We start from the raw sequence: 20,643 nt of genomic DNA on the forward strand, positions 1-20,643 counted from the left end.
TTGCAAGGCCGCTGCCTCAGGGCAGGGTCATACTGAACATTGCCCCGCCCAGCACGCCGCCGTTGGCGATTTCAATGCGCCCGCGCATGCCGTTGCGTATATGCAGCCGGGCAATGTGTGCAGCGAAGTACAAGCCCAGGCCGGTACTGCCGCTGCCCTGGTTGATGCCCTGCACATAGTCGGTCTGGCGCTCGATCAGATACGCCGGGTAGCCGGGGCCGTCGTCATTGATGGTGATTTTCAGCTGCCCGCCTTCATCGCCGACACTGACAACGATCTGCTCGCGGGCAAAACCGATGGCGTTGACGATGATATTGCCCACCACCGAGCCGATCAGTTCGCGGTCGAAAAAGCCCAGGGGACTCGCCACGTCGATCGCATGACGCGCGGCAATCCCGCGGCTGGCCAGCACGTCCTGATGATGGGCGAGTTGCGCTTCGATGAAATCGTCCAGTTCGTGGTAGTCCGGACGCAATGGCATCTGGTTGACACCCAGCTTGTAGAGGCCGAGCAACTGCACGAGCATGCCGTTGAGGTTGGCAAATTCATAGTCGATGATGCCATGCTCGGACGTTTCGCGCTGCTGGACCGAAAGCTTCGCCTGCCACTGGCTGTGTGCCTGGGTCAGGGTCGCCAGCGAGTTCTTCATGTCGTGCACCGTGGAGGCGATCACCATGGAAAAATCGAGGCCCTGCTCTGTCTCTTCATTCATGCGCTAAACGCCCTCTCCCTGAGTTTATGGTAGCGCTCATAGCGTGGATCGCTTTCCGGGATCTTGCCAAGCATGGTCAGGCTGGCACGACACTCGTCAATTCCGGCCTGGCCCAGATTCTGGCCAGGGTGAAGCAGCGACTGCACCATATTCAGCGCAATACTGATGTTCTTTGGCTGCAAGCCAAGCGCACTGCGAAAAAACGCTTGTGCTTCGGTGAGGTTGCCGGCCTTGTAACTGCGCACGCCTTGCAGGTTGAAATCGACAGCCGCCTTGCTGGCCCCCAGAATCGCCGGATCATCGGTCATGCTGGCAATGCTTTTCATCACTGCAGGATCGTCGCCGTAGGCCCCGGCACAACTCTTCAAGACGCCGGCACCGGCCTCTTCCTGACCGAGTTTCTTCAGTTGCGCAGCCACCATCAGTGCGGCGTCGGCACTGAGCACCTGCTCCATGCCATCCAGCCTGGCCATTGCCTGCTCGGTGAGCTTGGCTGCGGCTTCGGGGTCCGAATGCTGCAGGCTGGCCGCCTTCATTAGCCGGGTACGTACTTGCAGCCCCTCGTCATCACCATGCTCCTTGGCGACATCGACGAGGGCGTTGTTGATCTCGACACGGGTACGCGCATCGAGCCCCTGATCGCCACCTTTGCTGATCAACGCATGCGCCAACCCGAGGTTGGTTTCCGGATCCTTGAAACGCGAATGCTGACCTTGGGAGACGGCCTGGCGATAGGCCTTGGAAGCACTTTCGAAGTCATCGTTGCCGAGTGCCAGCTTGCCCAGCAGCTTCTGCCGACGCACCGCCAGCGGCGACAGGCGCACTGCGCTTTCCAGCACAGACTGCGCGCGCTTGCCATCGCCAAGCGCGACCAGCACATCAGCCAGGCCATCGAACAGCGCAGGCATGGTCGGAAATGCCTTGATTGCCTGTTCGTAGATAGCCTGCGCCTCGGCGGTCTTGCCGCGCTTGAGCAGCAGGCTGCCCAATGCGCCGTAGGCCCACGGCGTGGCCCGATCAGCCAGAATGGTCTTGAGGAACGCTTCCAGGGGCTCGTTCTGCTTCAGGTCACGCAAGGCATCGGCCTTGTAGCGCAGGCACAACGGCGCATAACGCGGGTCCTGCTCGATCAGCTTGTCACACGCGGCCAGCACCTCGGCCGGTTTGCGACGGTCGAGGGCCTGCAGAATCGGCTTGAGCAAGGTCTTGCGCTGCACCAGCTTTTCCAGCCGCTGGGCCAGCCCGGCGCGGTTGAACGGCTTGGTCAGGTAACCATCCGGCTCCCACTCGAGCGCACTCATGACCATCGCCTGACTGTTTTCGGCAGTGACCATGATGAATACGCTTTCGTAACTCAGCAGGCGCTCGATCATCAGGTCTTCCAGCACCTGCTGGCCGTTCTTGCGGCCATCACCCAGGTTGAAATCGTGCAGCACGAAGTCATAACGCTTTTGCGAGCACATGCGCAGAGCCTGCTCGCCGGAGTCGGCGGTGTCCACTTCCTTGACGCCCAGTTCACGCAGCATCGATCTCACTGAACTGCGAAAGTCAGAGAAATCATCAACGATAAGAAAGCTTTTTTGGTTGTACGCCAGCATCCGGATTCCTGCACAGGAGAGGGTGAAAATATGAGATCCGCGGCCTGAACATCATTCAGACCCGACTCGGCAGCCCATTTTTCAGGACGCACATAATAACTGATGGCAAAGAGCCATAACACAACTTGCCATGACCCCTCCCCGCGCATCAAAGCGCGAGGTTGAGGGCAACACTCAGTTTTTCGACCATCCACGCAGAAACTGTAGAACGAACATCAACTTCGCACACGAACCCTATGCCAGGCAGACATAAAGAGTGTGGGCTGGATCTTGATTAAGACGGGGTAAAGGCATTTTCGGAGAGGTCCGTCACACATCGGCTGCGCACTCGATATAACGCACAACGTGGTGGACAGCATGCCAGCGCGGGGCGCTGGCATGTGAGGTGGTCCAGGCGGTTTACACCCAGCCGTCGTTCTTCTTGCGGCCCTTGGTCAACGCCGGAAGGATCAGGCCGACCAGCAAGCCGGCACCGGCAATGCTGCCGCCGTAGACCATGTAACGCATCATCACCTGCTTGTTCTCATCGCCAAGTCGCGCCTGAGTCGCACGCAATTCAGCCTGAGAGTCGGCCAGTTGATCGTTGAGGGTCTTGGTGCGCGCCTCCAGTTCGTCGACCAGTTTCTTGCGCGCGTCCAGCGTTTCCTGCATACCCTGCACGCGGGTCTTCCAGGTATTGTCGATGCCCGCCAGTTGCTCGGTCAGATCGGCGACCTGCTGAGTCAGCTGTGGCACACGCTCGGCCTGCCCAGGGACTTCCTGCAAGTCGCTGCTCGGAATCCACACCGTGGAACCGCCTTCGCCACGCACCTGGCTGAACTTGCCCGAAGCGCTGAGCAGCTCGACCTTCTGCCCGGATTTCAGCGTCCCCACGATCCGGTGATCATCGGTTGGTCCGCTGCGTACATAGGTGGTGAGGCTGTCGCTGACCCAGCGATCGCTGCCTGCGGCCTGTGCGCTGCCAGGCATGACAACGGTCAATGCAGCGCCGACCAGGCCTGCGCCGAGCAAGCGACGCGAAACGGCGAACAGGCCAGGGGCTCGGGAAAGAAGTGCGGAAAAATGACGAGACATGGCGATAATTATCTTTATCTGAAATGAAAATAAAGCCTCGTTTAACGGGCCGGCTAAGGATGGGAGCGGCAAGTGATCAACGGTTTTGCAACTCCTGCCCGGACGGAATGTCTGCCTATCAGGCGCGTTGAAAAAGCACCTGATGATCCCTTTCATGCAGGCCGTCCAGAAAGTCCACCAGCTAACAGACTCCGTTAAAGGGGTCAGGTTCACTATTGCCCGTTGTCCGCGCCAAAATTCAGCCGCACGGTCAGCGAAGCAAGTGCCTGCTTTCAAAAGAATTCGCCTGCCGATTCAATCCTGCGATGACGCACAACGGCTCAAACAGGGGACGTCTGCGGTCCGGCGTTTGCTTTCCCGGCCAAGTGCTGTAGAAAAGGCTCCACAGGGGCGAATGTTCTCGATATTCGCCATCCTGATGCTCGACTGCATCGCTCTAATGGAAAATAGAATGATCCCAAGACAAGTGATTAACGCCACCGTAAGCCCGAAAGGCAGCCTTGAAACCCTGTCCCAACGTGAAGTGCAGCAGCTCAGCGCGGCCGGGTCAGGCAGCACCTATACCCTGTTTCGCCAGTGCGCCCTGGCCATTCTCAATACCGGCGCCCACGTCGATAACGCCAAGACCATTCTTGAAGCGTACGAGAGTTTTGAAGTCCGCATCCATCAACAGGACCGCGGCGTTCGCCTGGAGCTGCTCAACGCGCCGGCCGATGCATTCGTCGACGGCGAGATGATCGCCAGCACCCGCGAAATGCTGTTCAGCGCCTTGCGCGACATCGTTTATACCGAAAGCGAGCTGGACAGCCAGCGCATCGACCTGAGCAATTCCCAGGGCATCACCGACTACGTGTTCCACCTGCTGCGCAACGCTCGTACCCTGCGCGCCGGTGTCGAGCCGAAGATGGTGGTGTGCTGGGGCGGCCATTCGATCAATACCGAAGAATACAAATACACCAAGAAAGTCGGCCACGAGCTGGGCCTGCGCAGCCTGGACATCTGCACCGGCTGCGGCCCCGGCGTGATGAAAGGCCCGATGAAAGGCGCAACCATCGCGCACGCCAAGCAGCGCATCGTCGGCGGTCGCTACCTGGGCCTGACCGAACCGGGCATCATCGCCGCCGAAGCGCCCAACCCGATCGTCAATGAGCTGGTCATCCTGCCGGACATCGAAAAACGCCTCGAAGCGTTCGTGCGCGTCGGCCACGGCATTATCATTTTCCCTGGCGGCGCGGGCACTGCCGAAGAGTTCCTGTATCTGCTGGGTATTCTGATGCATCCAGACAACAAGGACGTGCCATTCCCGGTAATCCTGACCGGCCCTAAAAATACCGAACCTTACCTGCAGCAGCTGCACGCGTTTGTCGGTGCCACGCTGGGTGAAGAGGCGCAGCGTCACTACCAGATCATCATCGACAACCCGGCGGACGTTGCCCGGCAGATGACGCAGGGCCTGAAGGAAGTGAAGCAGTTCCGCCGCGAGCGTAACGACGCGTTTCACTTCAACTGGCTGCTGAAGATCGAGGAAAGCTTCCAGCACCCTTTCGATCCGACCCACGAGAACATGTCCAGACTGCAACTGAACCACGATGTGCCGACTCACGAACTGGCCGCCAACCTGCGCCGGGCGTTTTCCGGCATCGTCGCCGGCAACGTCAAGGACAAGGGCATTCGTCTGATCGAGCAGCATGGTCCTTATCAGATCCACGGCGACCCATCGATCATGGGCCCGCTGGACAAGCTGTTGCAGGCCTTCGTCGATCAGCACCGCATGAAGCTGCCAGGCGGCGCGGCGTATGTGCCGTGCTACCAGGTCGTGACCTGACCGCATAACGGCATGCTGCAAGCCGACGGGGTGCTCTTGAGCACCCCGTTTCTATTTCTGCTGGCGAAACGCCTTGGGCGACTGCCCGGTAGCGCGCTTGAAGAAGCGCGAAAAATACGCCGGCTCGGAAAAACCCAGGCTGTCTGAGACCTGATTGATGGTCAGGGTGGTGTAGATCAGGTTGCGCTTGGCCTCCAGCAACAAGCGCTCACTGATGATCTGCAAGGCCGACTGATTGCACAGCCGCCGACACAGTGCATTCAAGTGCGCGGCGCTGATACCCATCGCCTGAGCATGCTGGTCAATCGACCAGTGCTCGCGAAAACTCGCTTCCAGTTGATGCATGAACACCTGCAAATGCTCGCGGCCGCGATCCATCGCATGAGTCTCTTCGCCGGCATGCTCACTGCTGCGCCGACTGAGCCACACCGCCAGCACATTGACCAGCGAGTGCAGCATAAGATCGCGGCCCGCTCTGGGCTGCCGGTATTCATTGGCAATGGCATCGAACAGCGTGTCCACATAATCGCTCTCTGCCCCGAGCGCATAACACCGTGCGGTGCTGAGGGCTGAGACGTCGAGCGCAGCCTCGAGTTGCTCCACCAAGGGTCTGGCCAGGCTGAGAATATGGCCCTGAATATCTCTGGAAAACCTGAAGGTGTGCACGCTCAGCGCGGGCACGACCTGCAGCGCAGGCATCTCGACCTCGCTGACCCGGTCCTCGACCTTGAGCATCGCCTTGCCCGACTGCACGTAAAGCAGCTGGACCAGATCGCCATGCCGATGCGGCTTGATCTCCCATTCGTGAATCCTGCTGCGCTCGGGGATCGACTCGCAATGGATCAGGTCCGGGGTGGGCCAGGCCGTGGTTTCTCCGTAGAGCTTGAACACCGGTATCGCTGCTGTGGCAGGTCTGGCCATGTCGTCCTCTCTCGTCCGGACCCTCGAAAAGTCCAGATAATGCAGCGGATATTGCCTTCTTATCCAGACGGCATCCATTAAAAATGCAGGAGACAAAAACAAACACATCCCGCTGGCTAAACCTGGCAGGGATCAAAAGACAGGACTATCGCCATGAAGACCAAGGTTGCCATTATCGGTTCAGGCCCTTCCGGGCTGCTGCTGGGCCAACTGCTGCAGCGTGCCGGCATCGACAACGTCATCGTCGAGCGCAAGGACCCCGATTACATCCTTTCGCGCATCCGCGCAGGCGTTCTGGAACAAGGTATGACCGACCTGTTGCGTGAAGCGGGCGTCAGTGAACGCATGGACGCAGAGGGCATGATCCATGACGGTTTCGAGCTGGCGTTCGCCGGTCGCTGCGAGCGCATCGACCTGAAGAGTCTTGCCAATGGCAGGACGGTAATGGTCTACGGTCAGACCGAAGTCACCCGCGACCTGATGGCCGCACGCGCAGCGACCGGTGCAATGACGATCTATGATGCCGCGGACGTCAAAGCGCATGACCTCAAGAGCGATAGTCCGTACCTGACGTTTGTGAAAGACGGCGAGACCGTGCGCCTGGACTGCGATTACATTGCCGGTTGTGACGGCTTTCACGGGGTGTCACGGCAATCGATTCCCGCTGATGCTCTCAAGGTATTCGAACGCGTCTATCCGTTCGGCTGGCTCGGCGTACTGGCCGATACGCCGCCGGTCAACGAAGAGCTGGTCTACGCCAATCACCCGCGCGGCTTTGCCTTGTGCAGCATGCGCTCGGCCATTCGCACCCGCTATTACGTGCAAGTCAGTGCCGACGAGAAGGTCGAAGACTGGTCGGACGAGCGCTTCTGGGAGGAACTCAAATCCCGCCTGCCCGAGCATCTGGCAGAGCGTCTGGTCACCGGGCCGTCCATCGAGAAAAGCATCGCGCCGCTGCGCAGCTTTGTGGTTGAACCCATGCAGTACGGTCGCCTGTTCCTGCTCGGTGACGCCGCGCACATCGTCCCGCCAACCGGTGCCAAGGGGCTGAATCTGGCGGCCAGCGATGTCAGCACGCTATACCGCATCCTGCTCAAGGTGTATCAGGAAGGCCGCACTGACTTGCTGGAGAAGTATTCACAAATCTGCCTGCGCCGGGTGTGGAAAGCCGAGCGTTTCTCCTGGTGGATGACGTCGGTGCTGCATAACTTCCCCGACACCGACGCCTTCAGCCAGCGCATCCAGCAGACCGAACTGGACTACTACGTCGGCTCGGAAGCCGGGCGCAGGACCATTGCCGAGAACTACGTGGGCTTGCCGTACGAGGCGGTCGAGTAGAGCGCTGGCCCCGGCGCTGTGATGTTCGTTGCATACTGACGTTGGCGACAAGCCATAACCTCCCCCGCGTACCTGCGTTGTGCAATCACACAACGCATGCCCCCTTCCGCCGTGCAAACCCCCAAAGCGTTTTCGTCACCGGCCACCTATGATCAAGCGTGCATCCAATAGCTATCGGGCTATATAAAAACAACAAGCACAGAGGAACACCCGCCATGACACCTGTTTCGACCCACGAGGTGGGCGACGCTGAAGGCAATCTTGTCTACCGTCGCATCACCCTGCGCCTTATCCCGTTTATCTTCATTTGTTACCTGTTCAATTACCTCGACCGCGTGAACGTCGGCTTCGCCAAGCTGCAGATGCTCGATGCCCTGAATTTCAGCGAGACGGTCTATGGCCTCGGTGCCGGTATCTTCTTCATTGGCTACGTGCTGTGTGGCCTGCCCAGCAATCTGGCGCTGAACCGCTTCGGGCCGCGTCGCTGGATCGGTCTGATGATGATTACCTGGGGAATCTTCTCGACCTGCCTGCTGTTCGTCACCACGCCGGTCGAGTTCTACGTGCTGCGCTTTCTGACCGGTATGGCAGAGGCCGGCTTCTTCCCCGGCATCGTGCTATACCTCTCGCGCTGGTATCCGAATCAGCGGCGCGGGCGAATCATGGCACTGTTCATGTCGGCGATTCCGGTCTCCGGCCTGCTGGGCGGCCCGTTTTCCGGATGGATTCTCAATCATTTCGCTGCGGGCCAGGGCGGCATGGCCGGCTGGCAATGGATGTTTCTGATTCAGGGCGTGCCCACCGTAGCGCTGGGTGCGCTGGCCTTCGTTCTGCTGTGCGACAAGGTCGAGGATGCCCGCTGGCTGACGCCCGAGCAGCGTCAGCGGGTCAAGACCGATATCACCAATGATGAACTGAGCCGTCCGGTACACGGCAAAAGCTCGGTGGCTTCAGTGCTGAGCATGCCGTTCATATGGATTCTGGGCTTTATCTACTTCTGCATTCAAAGCGGCGTCTACGCGATCAATTTCTGGCTGCCGTCGATCATCAAGAACCTCGGTTTCAGCGATGCACTGGTAATCGGCTGGATCAGCGCCGTGCCGTACCTGATGGCGGGCGTGTTCATGCTGCTGGTCGGCCGCTCTGCCGACCTGCGCAATGAGCGGCGCTGGCATCTGGTGGTTCCGATGCTGATGGGCGCGACCGGCCTGCTCATTGCCGCCAACTTCGCGACGCTGCCCATCGTAGCCATCATCGGGCTGACTATCGCCACCATGGGTGCGCTGACCGGCCTGCCGATGTTCTGGCCATTGCCGACCGCTCTGCTGAGCGCCAGCGTTGCCGCAGGCGGGCTGGCGCTGATCAACTCGATTGGGCAGATGGCAGGCTTTCTCAGCCCTTACCTGGAGGGCTGGATCAAGGATCAAACCGGCTCGACTACCCTGGCGCTGTATGCACTGGCCGCGCTGACCATCGTTGGTAGCCTGGTGGCATTGCGGGTCAGTCGTTCGTCAGCGGTCAAGGTGGCAGGCCCCGCCTGATCGCCATGGCCGAAGACAGCGTGATCCTGCGTATTTGGCATGAAGCGGGATGCGCAGATTTTTGCGCACCCGATACCCGCATAAACTGACCAAGGCTCGTATTTAAAGCGCTGCAGCACACAGGTATGAGTCAGCGCATGTGCGCAGACGTTTGCGCACTATTTCACGTTTTTTTGCTCGATGTCTTTGCTTTAAATCTCTATCTATTTGTTTTTTATGGATAAATAGACAGTCGGCACATATCTTGGAATGCACCTCTGCATACAGCGGGCGATATCGCCCGTTTCTGCGCAGAGATTCCATGCATGACCGACAAATCCGGCACCCATACACAACGACGTGCTGCAACGTTCGCCAAAACACCCGCCACGGCCACCAGCCTGTGTCCCTTCCGAGGACCTGACGTGGCTATCGTGCCGGTGCGCTATGCGCTGGACCGCTCCCGCTACGATGCCGCTCCCGAGAAGCTGAAACCGCTACTCAAGGGCAGCCGCTGGGCGGTGATGCCGAAGTTGAAAACACGCAGCTATACCCTTCGCCAGCTGTATGACGGCTATGTGTATGTCTATGACGAAACGGCAGAGACGTTGCACGAGTACGCGGTGTCAGCCGCCACCGGCAACCTGAGCCGTATTGTCTGGACCGATGCGCAGATCGGCAGTGACCGGCGAAGCGGTACCGACGATGGCAAACCCTTCTTGCTCTATCCGCGAAGCAACCTGCTGCGCATCGCCTTTTCAGCGCAGCAGTGGACCTGGCGAATCTGCGAACACCTGCGCTCCAATCCGGCAAGCCGCGCGTCATGGATGAAAATGCTGGATCTGAAACGCTACTGCATGACCATGGCCGAGCCGGATACCTTGCCATTGAACCGTATCGCCGAGGCGGTGGCGGACATCGACAAGGAGCATGTGGTTGAAGATGACCGGTTTGCAGACTCGGCGATTCCTGCTGCTCGCCCGCCTTCGGATAGCGATGAAGGTAAGGCGCTGTTTTCACCAATCGGCGCTGACGTTTTCTGGCAGGGCAGCGTTGAAGATCAGGACAGCTCTCTGCTCATTGCCCTTGATGACCCGCTGGCCATTTTCAACGATCTGGGCATGCAACTGGCCGCCGATCAGGCCGCCTATCGTAACTGGCAAGCCGAGCACGAACACAAGCTCCAGATCGCCCAGACCGTCACCACGCTATGTGGCGCTGAAGGCGAACCGGAGAAACTGCCGGCATCGGTGCGCGACAATGCCGCGCTCACTCACCAGTACCTGAGCGACGTCGAAGCCTATTTTGAACAATGCATGTTTGAACAAGAGCAGATCGGTAACAACACCGCTCCCGGTGGCGTGCTGTTGCTGCCGGATATTTTCAAAAGCCCGGAGATGCGCAGATCGATTGAAATGCGTTACGGCAGCGCGCCCTCCGACGACGCCCTGCAAGCCTGGAAAGATCGCCAAAAATGGCGGCGCGAGGTCGATCTGAGCGGTGCGCGCCAGTACCTTCAACAGCACCTGCCAACCGGCGACACACTGCTGCAACAGGTGCGTGACACGCAAAGCGACTTTCGGCAATGGTCGACCCATCTGGGCACAGAACCGCTCAAGCTGTTTGTCGACACCACCCACCCAGAAAGCCTGCTGTATCTGCAAACAGTCATGCTCAACCTGCAGATCATTTACGCTCAGGACAACGCCGCCAGCGCCTGGCTCGCCGAGCAGGAAGCCAACGACAGCAGCCTGTTTGGCACCTTGCGCTACGGCTTCTCACCGGCGCTCAAGCACGCGCTGCATCAGGAGGCCAACGCGCTGCTGAACGGCCTCGGCGACATCACCAACCTGGCCACCCGCATCGGCGAACTCAACGGCACGCTCAATCATCAGGGCTTTGCCGACAAGCCGTGGATGAAGGCGCTGAAACACCCCGTTCAGGACACCTTCAAAGCCCTCGGCCAACTGGCCAGCAACGCAGGCAAAGCGACGTTCGAAAGTCTCCTGCTGGCCTGGGTGCCCATCGACAGCCGTCTGGCGGTGGGCAAGCAGCAGAACATCGTTGCACTGATTCGCACGCTATTGATCGGCCAGATTTTGCTCGACTCGAAGGCGCGTATTGCGATCGATCACACCATGCTCGCGAAGCTGAAAAACTGGATCAGCGAATGGCGGGTACTCAACAAACAGATCAGTGATATCCGTCGCAGCTGGCTCTACCCAACCGCTTACAACCCCCGCAAAAGCATCGCCAGTCACCTGCGCGCGCTCGAGCAAGAACTTCGCCTGCACGAACTGAGCATGCCCGCCCTGCTCGACTATCAGAACAACCAATACGCCAAGCAGTTGCAGGACGAAATTCGCCTGCACTTCCAGTCCGGCAAAGCCATCACCAAAGAATGGCTGAGCACCGCCAGGCGCTGGCTCGATGGACTGGGAGGGATTGCCGGCTCGGTCACCTGGGGCGTGATAATGCTCAACTTCATCAACACCGCTTTCACCTATCGCGACCTTACTCGGGACGGAGACTTCAGTGCCAAGGATATTGGCAAGGTGACGTATGGATTGGGGTACAGCTTTAACCTGCTGATGGCGGTGTTTGTTGAAGCGCCGTGGGCGGTTATCAGGGATGCGAAGCCCCTTTCTATTGGCGGCTATAACATAGGCATTCTCGATAAATCGGCGGCTTACTGGAAAGCACGGGGTAATGCGGTTTGGGGGGATGCGATAAGGGGGTTTAGAGGTTCGATGGTGGCGATGGGGGCGTTTGGGATCGCGGCGGTTATATTAGAGCTATTTGACGCTTTGGATGATTTTTACGCAGCTAAAACTTCAGATGAAAAACACGGACTCCGTATTAAGAGAGTTGCTGTATTCCTAATGGGTTTAGGTTCTTCGGCACAGCTATTAGCAGGCGTTTTCCCTGCTAGCACTTTTACGATTATTGCGATGAGTTCGTGGTTCAGCGTAGCCCTGATGGCAGTTGGCTTTATTTATCTCCTTGCCACGATGACCCTAAACTATTTCAAGCAAGACAGTGTGGGCTGGTGGCTACGTAAGTGCTGTTGGTCAAGAACCATAGACTATCGCTACGACGAGACTGCAAAAGGTAAGAATGAAGAAGTGAGCGCGTTGATGGAAATTCAATTATCTCCGCAGGTTCATGTAAAAAGTACCGTGCATTATGAGGATCGTTACCTTGGCAAAGGCGACTATATGAGTATCGCTGTGCAAAATGGCGCTGGGGTACAGGTGTATTTCCCACACTTTTTACGCGGCAAATCTGTCCACTTCAACATTGTAAGTAGCAAGCGCCCGTGGGGCGTGCTACCTGTAGAAAAAATAGATACCCCAATATATGAAGCGTTTCTGAACCGCGGAAAATTCAGGAAGGTCGAGCAGTTCGGGATGCTCACTAACAAACCAACTGCCAAGGCTAGTGAAGACTTCACCTATCCTCTAACGCCCCCTGAGAACGAGGACCTCATCTGGGAAACCTGGGTGCCGCTTGATAAGGAAGCAACTTTTCTGGAGCTACAACTCTGGTATCCATCTGACCTTATAAATTCCGGCGAGGACGATAGAAGCTATCTTTTTCAGATGGAGCTTGGCACAAGAGGCGATACCTCTATTGACGGCTTGGCGGCCATGGAACTCGCGGTAAAGGCATCAAGCAGAACTGGTTCCCTTACCCTGGAAGTCGCAGAGGGCACACCTATATGACTCAGCAAGAAAAGGCTTTAGACCTGCCGAAAGGCAAAGACATTTTAAACTGGAAAGTCAAAACGCTGGCGAGGTCACCTAAAGAGATCATGATCACACAGCTTGGATTTATCGCCTTCTATCTGACCGCCAGCTCACTTTTTATTTGGGGAGGCTGGATAATGTTTTCGGATAGCCTTTATTCTTTGGTATACACAGTTCTTGCACTTGTAGGGTATCTTGCCTATTTCGTAGGCCTGCTCATCCGCCAAAAAACCATCTTCAACTACAACCTAAAAACCGATGGAGCCACGGTCGAGTATTACCTCCACTACCCCGACTTCGCCTCAAGCTTCTTCAAAGGCATCGCCATTTTCGTCATGCTGGTATTCGGACTCGTCGCCATCCTGACCGGATCGTTACTCTTTCTGGTCGGTCCGGTAGCGATGGCTTTCATCGCCGCCATCAAACTGCTGAACTGGGAAAACCCTGTCCACCATCGACAAACCGCCCCATGGCAACTGCACGAATTCGTCACGGTCGATCACAAACGCCTGATGGTCATCATCCATTGCGACGATGTCACCACCGGCTTTGCCGCGCGCTTTCCCAGCAAGGCGTTGATGGACAAGTACCTCGCCTTCCTGCGCGAGGTACTTCCAGCAAAGGTTGAATACATCGAAAAGGCTACCCACTGGTATCAGGGCTGATGCAACTCAGGCTTGAGTTGAAACTCACTGCAAGCCTGAGAAAGCGATCAAACTGCCATGGGCACCGTGAAGCGGAACTCGCTGCCCTCGCCCACGCGGCTTTGCGCTACCAGTTCTCCACCATGAGCCTTGACGATGCCCTGGGAGATGTAAAGGCCCAGGCCGGTGCCGGTCGGGTTGCCTTCCTTGACGGTCCAGTAGCGTTCGAAGATATGCGGCAACTGCTCGGGAGGGATACCCTCGCCGGAGTCCCTCACAGTGAACACGATTTCAGTGCCGTTGGACATGGCTGACACGTCAATCTTGCCCAGTTTCGGGGTGAATTTGATAGCGTTGCCAACCAGGTTGGACAGCACCTGAAACAGGCGCTCCGGGTCAGCATTGACCTTGATGTCCGGCTCGGCGCTGAAGGAAATCTCGACGGACTTGTCCATCGCCAGCGGGGCAAGCAAGGTGTAAGCCTCCTCGAATATCTGGCTGACCTCCAGCGGCTGCGGCGTAATGGTGTAACGGCCTGCTTCGATTTTCGAGGTATCGAGCAGGTCTTCCAGCAACACATTCATGCGGCTGGCGGCTTGCTGCATGGTATCGATTGCCGTGGAAATACGTCGCGACGTGTGTGGCCCATCGGAGCTGAACGACTTCTGCATCATTCCGCAGAGCATGGAAATGACCGTCATCGGGTTGCGCAAGTCATGGGATACAACCGCGACCAGCTCGTCGCGGGCGCGAACAGCCTGTTGCTCCCTGCGCACCTGACGGGCAAGGTCGTTTTCCAGGGCGGAGCGGCGCAGGTCATTGGCGGCGAACACATCGCCATAGCTCCACTTCGTAGCGATCCCGGTCATCTCGACCTTCCAGATCTCAAACGAGGTACGCGGCCGAAGACGCATGCCGCCTGCCGAGCTCTCCATATCCAGTGGTTTTTTCGGATTACCGCTCCACTGGACCGTTTCCTTGACCTCGGGACGAAACCAGATAACGCCGTTGTCGACCGGCTTTGGCAGGCTCATCGCCAACACGCCGCTAGCAATTGGCTGATAAGCCTCGGCAGGCGGATAGACACTGGATAGATGATGACTGGCATACACTGGTTCGCCACCAGCGATCATCCACGCATGCAGAGCACGTATGTCGGACGGCTCAGGGCAGATGCCGAAACAATGCGTTTGCCGGTCTTCGATGATGGCGACGCCGGTTGCGCCCACCATATCCATCAACAACTGTGGTTGCTGCGCCAGGCCATCGAAGACGTTTTCTTCGGACCCGGCCATGGCCAGATTCAATTGCTCGAGCGCCCTGACCTTCGCCTCTCGCTGACGGCTTATTTCCAGCGCTTCCATGGCGCTGATCTGCAGCGACAGCACCTGGCCTATCGCCTGGCAGGCACTGCGCAGCTCGTGGGACACGTACAGCGGCGTACGGTTGCCGCAACTGATCAATCCCCACAACTTGCCGCCTTGAATCAGCGACACACTCATGGATGACAGCACGCCCATGTTCTTCATGTACTGGCAGTGGATCGGTGAAACACTGCGCAACGTCGAAAAACTCAGATCAAGCTGCTGCTGAGTGTCCGGGCGCAGTTGAGGCACCAAGGGCACCGGGGTGTAATCGGCATCGGGAATAATGCGCAGCCAGTTGCGGCGATACAATTCGCGCGCCTGCTCGGGAATGTCCGATGCCGGGAAGAACAACCCGTTGAAGAGCTCCATGCTTGGCGCCGAGGCTTCGGCGATCACCTGACCATGGCCTTCTTCTTCGAAACGGTAGATCAGCACCCGGTCATAACCGGTCATTTTCTGGATCTCGCGAACGCTGACTTCATACAGGGTCTGCAGATCAGTCGCGGCGTGCAGTTGGCGCAACATGCGCCCAATGTTGCCGGTGCGCTCGGAATAACTGACCGATTGCGCATCCTTGCCCTGAATTTCGAGCTCCAGAACCAGAACGCCCTGATGGCGGTGCAACATGGCTTCGAACTCGATACCGTTGATCGACATCAGCAGGCGTTGCGCGTCAATGAACGAATCATGAGCACTGGCGCTTCGGATCACGTCGGCCCAGCCAGCGCCCAGCACACAGTCCAGCCCCTTGCCGAGCACCTGCTCGGGCATATGGCCCAGCACAGCCTTGACGTTGGCACTGACTTGCAGGATTTTCAGCTCGGGCTCTGTCAGTGTGAACAGCAGACCATGAGGTTGAATGGCACCGGGAAACTGAATGGGCTCATCTGCACAATTGGCCAGAAGGACTTCAAAGGCGTCTTTGTCGAGTTGGCTCATAACAGTACCTTTTGACCCTCGAGCCAGTGCTCGAAACATGCAAATGTGGAGTGCGCTGCAGAGGCGGCGGCATCAGTAAAGGCAACTTCTCGGGCTACTTCATCCAGATGATTAAGAAATGCCTTCCAGCGAGGTCCGGTGCGGGCACCATACACATCGAGAAAGGCCGTTCCACTTTGCTCATCCAGACCCAGACGCTTGTTTATTTCGCGTCGCAACACTTGCCCGCCCAATGTCGCCCCTTCCAGCACATACATCACCCCCATACAGGCGCCGGGAGAATCAACAGCGGGTAACTGGTCGCAGCGGGGCAATTGGCCAATGTCATGGTCGGACAGCCCCAATGCACGCAGATCCTCGACCAACACAGGGGTTTTGACCCTCTCGAGCGGGATAAGCTCCGCAGGTATCAAGGCACTGGCATGCAGTATCGCTTCAAGCGGTGCATAAAAACCGTAGTAAGCCTGTAGCAGACGGAGGTAAAGAGCGTGATCCAGAGTGGATGAAAAAAACGGCATGCGTTTTTCGAGCCCGACGTGCAACTGACTGGTTTCAGCACGCAATGCATCAAGCAGTTTGGGCGGGGGAACACGTGGAAAACTTGCCGGCATCCAGGAAGGCTCTTGAGTGTGCAATGGGCAGAAAACGCATCCGAGCGAAAACAGGCCGCCAAAATACAGATTCAGAGCAAAATCTGACAGGTCTTTCCTAGGCTTACGATGAAATACCACCGTTCACAAAGAAAAACAGTCAGCGTTACAAGACGACGGTTTGCAACTGCCCGCAAAATACGCGCTCAACTAACGACGATAGTCGAAACCCAGCCCATACGCGTTCGGCGCGTGCGCGGTTCGCGCAGGCAAGCACTTTAACATCATCCGATAATGATGCCATCCTCTCGTAAGCCACCGACTCGATCGGCGGCTCACGTGCCCCCCTGAATAAAGCTGGCTCGCTCTGTCAACGCACGTTCTGATACAGCATCATTCGCGAGGTTTCATGCAGGCCGCGGGTCAGGTCGCGCAGCCGTTCGAACTCTTGCGGGTTCTGTTCGGCAACGTTGTCCAGCGGCGTGGGGGAAGACAGGTCATGGAGCGTTGGCGAACTGCCGTCGTGCTCCATTTGCAGCAGGTAGTTGCGCGTGACACCGCCGATCAGCGGGAACGTACCTTCGCGCAGTACCAGCGGCACCACACGCTCACCTTCTGGAGCCGCTTGCTGGATGTCACGGCCCATGGTGCCGCTGGTGAAGTCCATACCGGCCATCCCGGCGACTGTCGGCAACAGGTCGGCAAGGCCGACCGCTTCGTCGACGACCCGTGTGCCCAGCAGGCCGGGGGCGTGAATCAACAGCGGGACGTTGTTGCTCTCCAGGCCCAGTTGCTCGAACGCCGGCGCCATGTGCGGGATCTGGCTTATCCGCGTGTTGTGATCGCCAAACAGCACAAAGATGGTGTTTTCGTAGTAACCGCCCGCCTTGGCCAGTTCCATCAACCGCCCGATATTGAAGTCCAGCAGGCGCACGGCGTTGTACTGTTCCACGCTGCGCGAACCAGCGGCCTGGACCTGCTCAACAGTCTTGTCGCTGACCTGAAAACCGTCGTTGTCTTTGGGGATGGTAAACGGCCGGTGATTACCCGCAGTCTGCACGTAGGCAAAGAACGGTTTGTCGGCTGGCAACGCACGCAGGATCCGGTCACTCTCCTTGAACAGGTCCAGGTCGGAAATCCCCCAGACATCCACCTGCGGTGACTTCCAGTCGCGCTCGTCATACAGCCGTACGTCGTCGATACTGCGACGGATCAAGGCGTTCATGTTGGCCCAGCCGGAATTGCCGCCAATCATGTACAGCTTCTCGTACCCTTTGAAGTCGTTGATGATGGTGTTTTGCCGTGTGAGCAGCGGATGGCGTGTGGCGGTCTCCTGTCGTGTCACGTCAGGCACCCCAGTGATGCTCGCCCAGACCGTTTTCGCAGTGCCGGTAACCGGCACGTAAAAGTGCTTGAAGAACCAGCTTTGGGTGGCCAGATGGTCCAGGTTCGGCGTCGGGTTCAGCGGGTTGCCGTAGGCGCCGACGGCACTGGTGCCCAGCGATTCGAGCATGACGAACATGACATTCGGCGGCCGCTCGCCCGGCAGCCGGTAAGGCTGCACGGTCTGGTGACGCTTGAAACTCAACCCCTGCACGTCTGGCTGGGGAACGCCCAGATAACGCGCGACCCGTGCATAGTGCTTACGCACCTCGGGTTCATCGAAGTTCGACTGCGAGACCTTGAGCGTGTCGTACAGAAACAGCGCTGGATTGAGCCCCAGCGCCGCCACCTGACTGTTGCCGGAGAAGAACGCATCGCTCCAGCGCAACGGTACCGGGTTTTCCAGATTGAGATTCTCGACCCGGCCCAGCAGGCCGAGGAAGGTTGCACAGACCATCAGCGCCGAACCCCAGACCACGGACCCGCGTTTGATTGGCCTGGCCTCACGGTCCAGGGTGACACGTTCAAGCCTGATCAATACCCAGCCGAGCACGGCGACCGTGAGCAGCCAGCCGACAGTGATCCACAACACCGGATAGGTCTGCCAGAGCATGTCCCGGGAAATCTGCGCATCCTCCAGATAGCGCAGCACGCTGGCGTTGAGCCTGACGCCGAGATAGGCGTAATGGCCGAAATCGACGATGTAAATCATCGTCAGGATCGCCAGCGCCACGATCAGATAGCCTCGCGCCAGCCAGCGCAAGGCACGCACGCTGATCAGGTTCCAGCCCGGCAACCAGAGCAGCACCGCGACCGGCAGCAGTATCAGCAGCGCCAGGCGCAAGTCGAAGCGCAAACCGATGCCCAGCGTCTGTGCGACCTCGCCATGCGTGAACAGCGTGCCCGGCTCGATGCCGGAAAACCCGAAGAAGAACACACCCCTCAGCAACGCCGACAGCAGGAACACCACCATGACCGCGCCCAGCCAATAATGCAGGCGTCGCGATTGCAACCAACTCATCGTCATTCCTCTAGACATTGCCGACAGACAGAGCGGCCGGACGGCGCGTCTCCATTGCCCGGCGATAAACAAAACGGACAGCCAGGATCAGCAATGCCCCACAACAGTAAAGGCCAAGCAGCGGATCGATCAGGTAATCCCAATAATTCTCCGATGGCTTGATGCGGAAAGTGAAGGCCAGCGTCGCAGCGCTGAGCATCACCGCGGCCAGCGCATTGCGCATAAAGACCAGCCCCAGTGCGATGACAGCGACAATCATGATCATCGGCCGCGGGTTGTAACCCCAGCGGTACGGATCGAAATACGTCAGGCCCAGTGTGGCCGGGTACAGCGTCAGTGCCAGCGCAGCAAACACCAGCAGCACCACCGCGCGCCTGGACACGGCCAGCGGCTGGAGCACACCCAGTCGCTGCAGGGTCAGCCAGCCCAGCAGCACCAGGCTGCTGATGGCCAGGTCATCGGTCAGGCTACGGGCATAAGACGCCATCGACAGACCGTCGATCGAGATCACACTCAATAGCGAGACGGCGGCGAGCAGGCCGCAGCGCCACCATAACGATGCGGTCAAGGGCGCCAACAGTACAAACAGGGTCCAGGCAAACGCCAGATGAGCCAATCCCAACGCGATCATAAAAGTTGCTCCGCCAGCCAGGCCTCGTTGAAGCTGACATGCTTGATGAAGGTGTTATTCCATGAGTAGACCAAGTGATACAGGCCGTCCGGGCTACGGATGAAGTACGGGTATTCGTATTCGAAGTCGCAGCCCTGGGGCGAGCAGACGCGTTGGTCCAGATTGCTCAGAAACGCCTCTTCCATCGGTTGACGCAGGGCGCCACTGGAACTGCGGAAGCCCTCGCCGATCACCTCCTTGTACGCCTCAAGGGTAAACGGCGTGCCCAGCGGATCGGGCGACTTGTCGAAATCCATCAAGGGCCTCCAGACGTTCATCTCTTCATCAGTGCCGTACAGGCTGAGCTTGAAGCGCCCCTCGCGCAGGTCATTGAGCGCCACCAGCAGCCCCCTGCCCGGCACACCCACCGCAGCCAGCGAAGAGTTGGGGTTGCTCGGGGTCAGCGGATACGGCTCGCTCCAGCTCTGCCCGCCGTCTTCGGTGCGGCTGGCCAGCACCCGGTGGAACGTCTCGCCGGCATAGCGCAACAAGGCCACGGCGCGCTGCCCATCCAAAGGCACCACGGTGGGCTGCAGGGAATTGTTGCCACGGCTGATGCGAAACTTGTCGATCACTTCACCGTCGGCACTCAGGTACAGGTATTCGGCAAACTTGCCAAGAAACTCATGATAGACCGGCAGGCCGATCGAACCGTCGGCATGAAACACCGGCGCGCCGCGCACCAGCGTACTGATGTTCAGGAACGGTGTTGTCACCAGTTGCCATGGCGGCGACCAGCTGGCGCCCATGTCGCTGGAGACCATGGCGTTGACCGTGCTGCCCGCCCAGCCGCCGACCGAGACTGAAACGTAGAACAGCCACAGGCGATTGTCCGGAGCCAGGGCGATCACAGGATTGCCCAGTTTGCGGATGTATTTACCGGTGCCTGACTGGGTGGACTCACGGGTTGCCAGCACCTGCTCGCCGCCCCACTCACCACTGGCCGCATCGAAGCGCGAGGTGCGTATTTCAACGTCGCCCGCCCCTTCGCGAGAACCGGCGAACCACACCGACCTCAAATCGCCGCCGGGCAATGCCGTCACGGCTGAGGAATGCACGAAGTCGTCAAGGTCGGAAGACGCGAAACGCGACATATAGGACGCCTTGGGCGCCACGCTCTCAGCGCCAACTGGCGCGGGGCTGACCGCAAAGGGCGCAATACGGTGCTGTGGATGGCTGAGCCACGCACTGAGAAAAATCGCCACAACAATCAGGCCTGCGCTCCATGCAGTCAGGTTTCGGGAAATAACACGCATCGGGAGGCATCACTGTAAAGAGGAACAAAGGTGTGG

General features: G+C 58.4%; 14 protein-coding genes. 5 read left to right on the plus strand and 9 right to left on the minus strand.

Going from position 1 to position 20,643, the window contains the following annotated elements; translation table 11 throughout:
* Nucleotides 1-16: 16 nt before the first annotated feature.
* From V476_RS02580 to V476_RS02590, 3 genes are all read right to left on the minus strand, one after another.
* Nucleotides 17-712, minus strand: a complete 696-nt coding sequence (locus V476_RS02580; protein WP_024960305.1) for a sensor histidine kinase — start codon at nt 710-712, stop codon at nt 17-19.
* Nucleotides 709-2,310: a tetratricopeptide repeat-containing response regulator gene (locus V476_RS02585; RefSeq protein WP_024960306.1), complete on the minus strand. Its 1,602-nt coding sequence runs from the start codon at nt 2,308-2,310 to the stop codon at nt 709-711. The genes V476_RS02580 and V476_RS02585 overlap by 4 nt, the downstream gene beginning before the upstream one ends.
* Nucleotides 2,311-2,709: 399 nt before the next feature.
* Nucleotides 2,710-3,384: a TIGR04211 family SH3 domain-containing protein gene (locus tag V476_RS02590; protein ID WP_003316760.1), complete on the minus strand. Its 675-nt coding sequence runs from the start codon at nt 3,382-3,384 to the stop codon at nt 2,710-2,712.
* A 451-nt stretch (nt 3,385-3,835) separates the two neighbouring features.
* Here V476_RS02590 and ppnN point away from each other — a divergent pair, with 451 nt between their 5' ends.
* Nucleotides 3,836-5,209, plus strand: a complete 1,374-nt coding sequence (gene ppnN, locus V476_RS02595; RefSeq protein ID WP_003391287.1) for a nucleotide 5'-monophosphate nucleosidase PpnN — start codon at nt 3,836-3,838, stop codon at nt 5,207-5,209.
* A gap of 51 nt (nt 5,210-5,260) precedes the next feature.
* Here ppnN and V476_RS02600 read toward each other — a convergent pair whose 3' ends face one another.
* Nucleotides 5,261-6,130 carry a helix-turn-helix domain-containing protein gene (locus tag V476_RS02600; protein ID WP_024960307.1) on the minus strand — a complete coding sequence of 290 codons (870 nt, stop codon included), beginning with the start codon at nt 6,128-6,130 and terminating at the stop codon, nt 5,261-5,263.
* A 153-nt stretch (nt 6,131-6,283) separates the two neighbouring features.
* Between V476_RS02600 and pobA the strand changes: the two genes are divergently transcribed.
* The 4 genes from pobA (at nt 6,284) to V476_RS02620 (ending at nt 13,402) form a co-directional block, all read left to right on the plus strand.
* Nucleotides 6,284-7,468, plus strand: coding sequence for a 4-hydroxybenzoate 3-monooxygenase (gene pobA, locus V476_RS02605; protein WP_024692621.1), 1,185 nt, complete (start codon nt 6,284-6,286; stop codon nt 7,466-7,468).
* Nucleotides 7,469-7,683: 215 nt separating this feature from the next.
* Nucleotides 7,684-9,009: an MFS transporter gene (locus tag V476_RS02610; RefSeq protein ID WP_024960308.1), complete on the plus strand. Its 1,326-nt coding sequence runs from the start codon at nt 7,684-7,686 to the stop codon at nt 9,007-9,009.
* A gap of 305 nt (nt 9,010-9,314) precedes the next feature.
* A complete protein-coding gene (locus tag V476_RS02615) occupies nt 9,315-12,713 on the plus strand; it encodes a toxin VasX (RefSeq protein ID WP_024960309.1) in 3,399 nt (1,132 codons plus the stop codon).
* Nucleotides 12,710-13,402, plus strand: a complete 693-nt coding sequence (locus V476_RS02620; RefSeq protein ID WP_024960310.1) for a hypothetical protein — start codon at nt 12,710-12,712, stop codon at nt 13,400-13,402. The genes V476_RS02615 and V476_RS02620 overlap by 4 nt, the downstream gene beginning before the upstream one ends.
* Before the next feature lie 47 nt (nt 13,403-13,449).
* Here V476_RS02620 and V476_RS02625 read toward each other — a convergent pair whose 3' ends face one another.
* The 5 genes from V476_RS02625 to V476_RS02645 form a co-directional block, all read right to left on the minus strand.
* Nucleotides 13,450-15,687, minus strand: coding sequence for an ATP-binding protein (locus tag V476_RS02625; RefSeq protein WP_016568623.1), 2,238 nt, complete (start codon nt 15,685-15,687; stop codon nt 13,450-13,452).
* Entirely contained in the window at nt 15,684-16,298 is a 615-nt protein-coding gene (locus tag V476_RS02630) for a biliverdin-producing heme oxygenase (RefSeq protein ID WP_003314791.1), read from the minus strand. Before V476_RS02630 ends, V476_RS02625 begins: the two co-directional genes overlap by 4 nt.
* Before the next feature lie 349 nt (nt 16,299-16,647).
* Entirely contained in the window at nt 16,648-18,681 is a 2,034-nt protein-coding gene (locus tag V476_RS02635; protein WP_024960311.1) for an LTA synthase family protein, read from the minus strand.
* Nucleotides 18,682-18,691: 10 nt separating this feature from the next.
* Nucleotides 18,692-19,312, minus strand: coding sequence for a hypothetical protein (locus tag V476_RS02640; RefSeq protein WP_003349274.1), 621 nt, complete (start codon nt 19,310-19,312; stop codon nt 18,692-18,694).
* Nucleotides 19,309-20,607 (minus strand): sialidase family protein, encoded by a 1,299-nt coding sequence (locus V476_RS02645; protein WP_024960312.1) that lies wholly within the window; start codon nt 20,605-20,607, stop codon nt 19,309-19,311. The genes V476_RS02640 and V476_RS02645 overlap by 4 nt, the downstream gene beginning before the upstream one ends.
* Nucleotides 20,608-20,643 lie beyond the last annotated feature (36 nt).

Source organism: Pseudomonas syringae KCTC 12500 (genome assembly GCF_000507185.2).
Classification (GTDB): domain Bacteria; phylum Pseudomonadota; class Gammaproteobacteria; order Pseudomonadales; family Pseudomonadaceae; genus Aquipseudomonas; species Aquipseudomonas syringae.

Coding starts and splice junctions, on each gene's coding strand:
- V476_RS02635 (WP_024960311.1), bottom strand. CDS start 18,681: ATGAGTTGGTTGCAATCGCGACGCCTGCATTATTGGCTGGGCGCGGTC.
- V476_RS02600 (WP_024960307.1), bottom strand. CDS start 6,130: ATGGCCAGACCTGCCACAGCAGCGATACCGGTGTTCAAGCTCTACGGA.
- V476_RS02580 (WP_024960305.1), bottom strand. CDS start 712: ATGAATGAAGAGACAGAGCAGGGCCTCGATTTTTCCATGGTGATCGCC.
- ppnN (WP_003391287.1), top strand. CDS start 3,836: ATGATCCCAAGACAAGTGATTAACGCCACCGTAAGCCCGAAAGGCAGC.
- V476_RS02645 (WP_024960312.1), bottom strand. CDS start 20,607: ATGCGTGTTATTTCCCGAAACCTGACTGCATGGAGCGCAGGCCTGATT.
- V476_RS02590 (WP_003316760.1), bottom strand. CDS start 3,384: ATGTCTCGTCATTTTTCCGCACTTCTTTCCCGAGCCCCTGGCCTGTTC.
- V476_RS02585 (WP_024960306.1), bottom strand. CDS start 2,310: ATGCTGGCGTACAACCAAAAAAGCTTTCTTATCGTTGATGATTTCTCT.
- V476_RS02615 (WP_024960309.1), top strand. CDS start 9,315: ATGACCGACAAATCCGGCACCCATACACAACGACGTGCTGCAACGTTC.
- V476_RS02625 (WP_016568623.1), bottom strand. CDS start 15,687: ATGAGCCAACTCGACAAAGACGCCTTTGAAGTCCTTCTGGCCAATTGT.
- V476_RS02630 (WP_003314791.1), bottom strand. CDS start 16,298: ATGCCGGCAAGTTTTCCACGTGTTCCCCCGCCCAAACTGCTTGATGCA.
- V476_RS02640 (WP_003349274.1), bottom strand. CDS start 19,312: ATGATCGCGTTGGGATTGGCTCATCTGGCGTTTGCCTGGACCCTGTTT.
- V476_RS02620 (WP_024960310.1), top strand. CDS start 12,710: ATGACTCAGCAAGAAAAGGCTTTAGACCTGCCGAAAGGCAAAGACATT.
- pobA (WP_024692621.1), top strand. CDS start 6,284: ATGAAGACCAAGGTTGCCATTATCGGTTCAGGCCCTTCCGGGCTGCTG.
- V476_RS02610 (WP_024960308.1), top strand. CDS start 7,684: ATGACACCTGTTTCGACCCACGAGGTGGGCGACGCTGAAGGCAATCTT.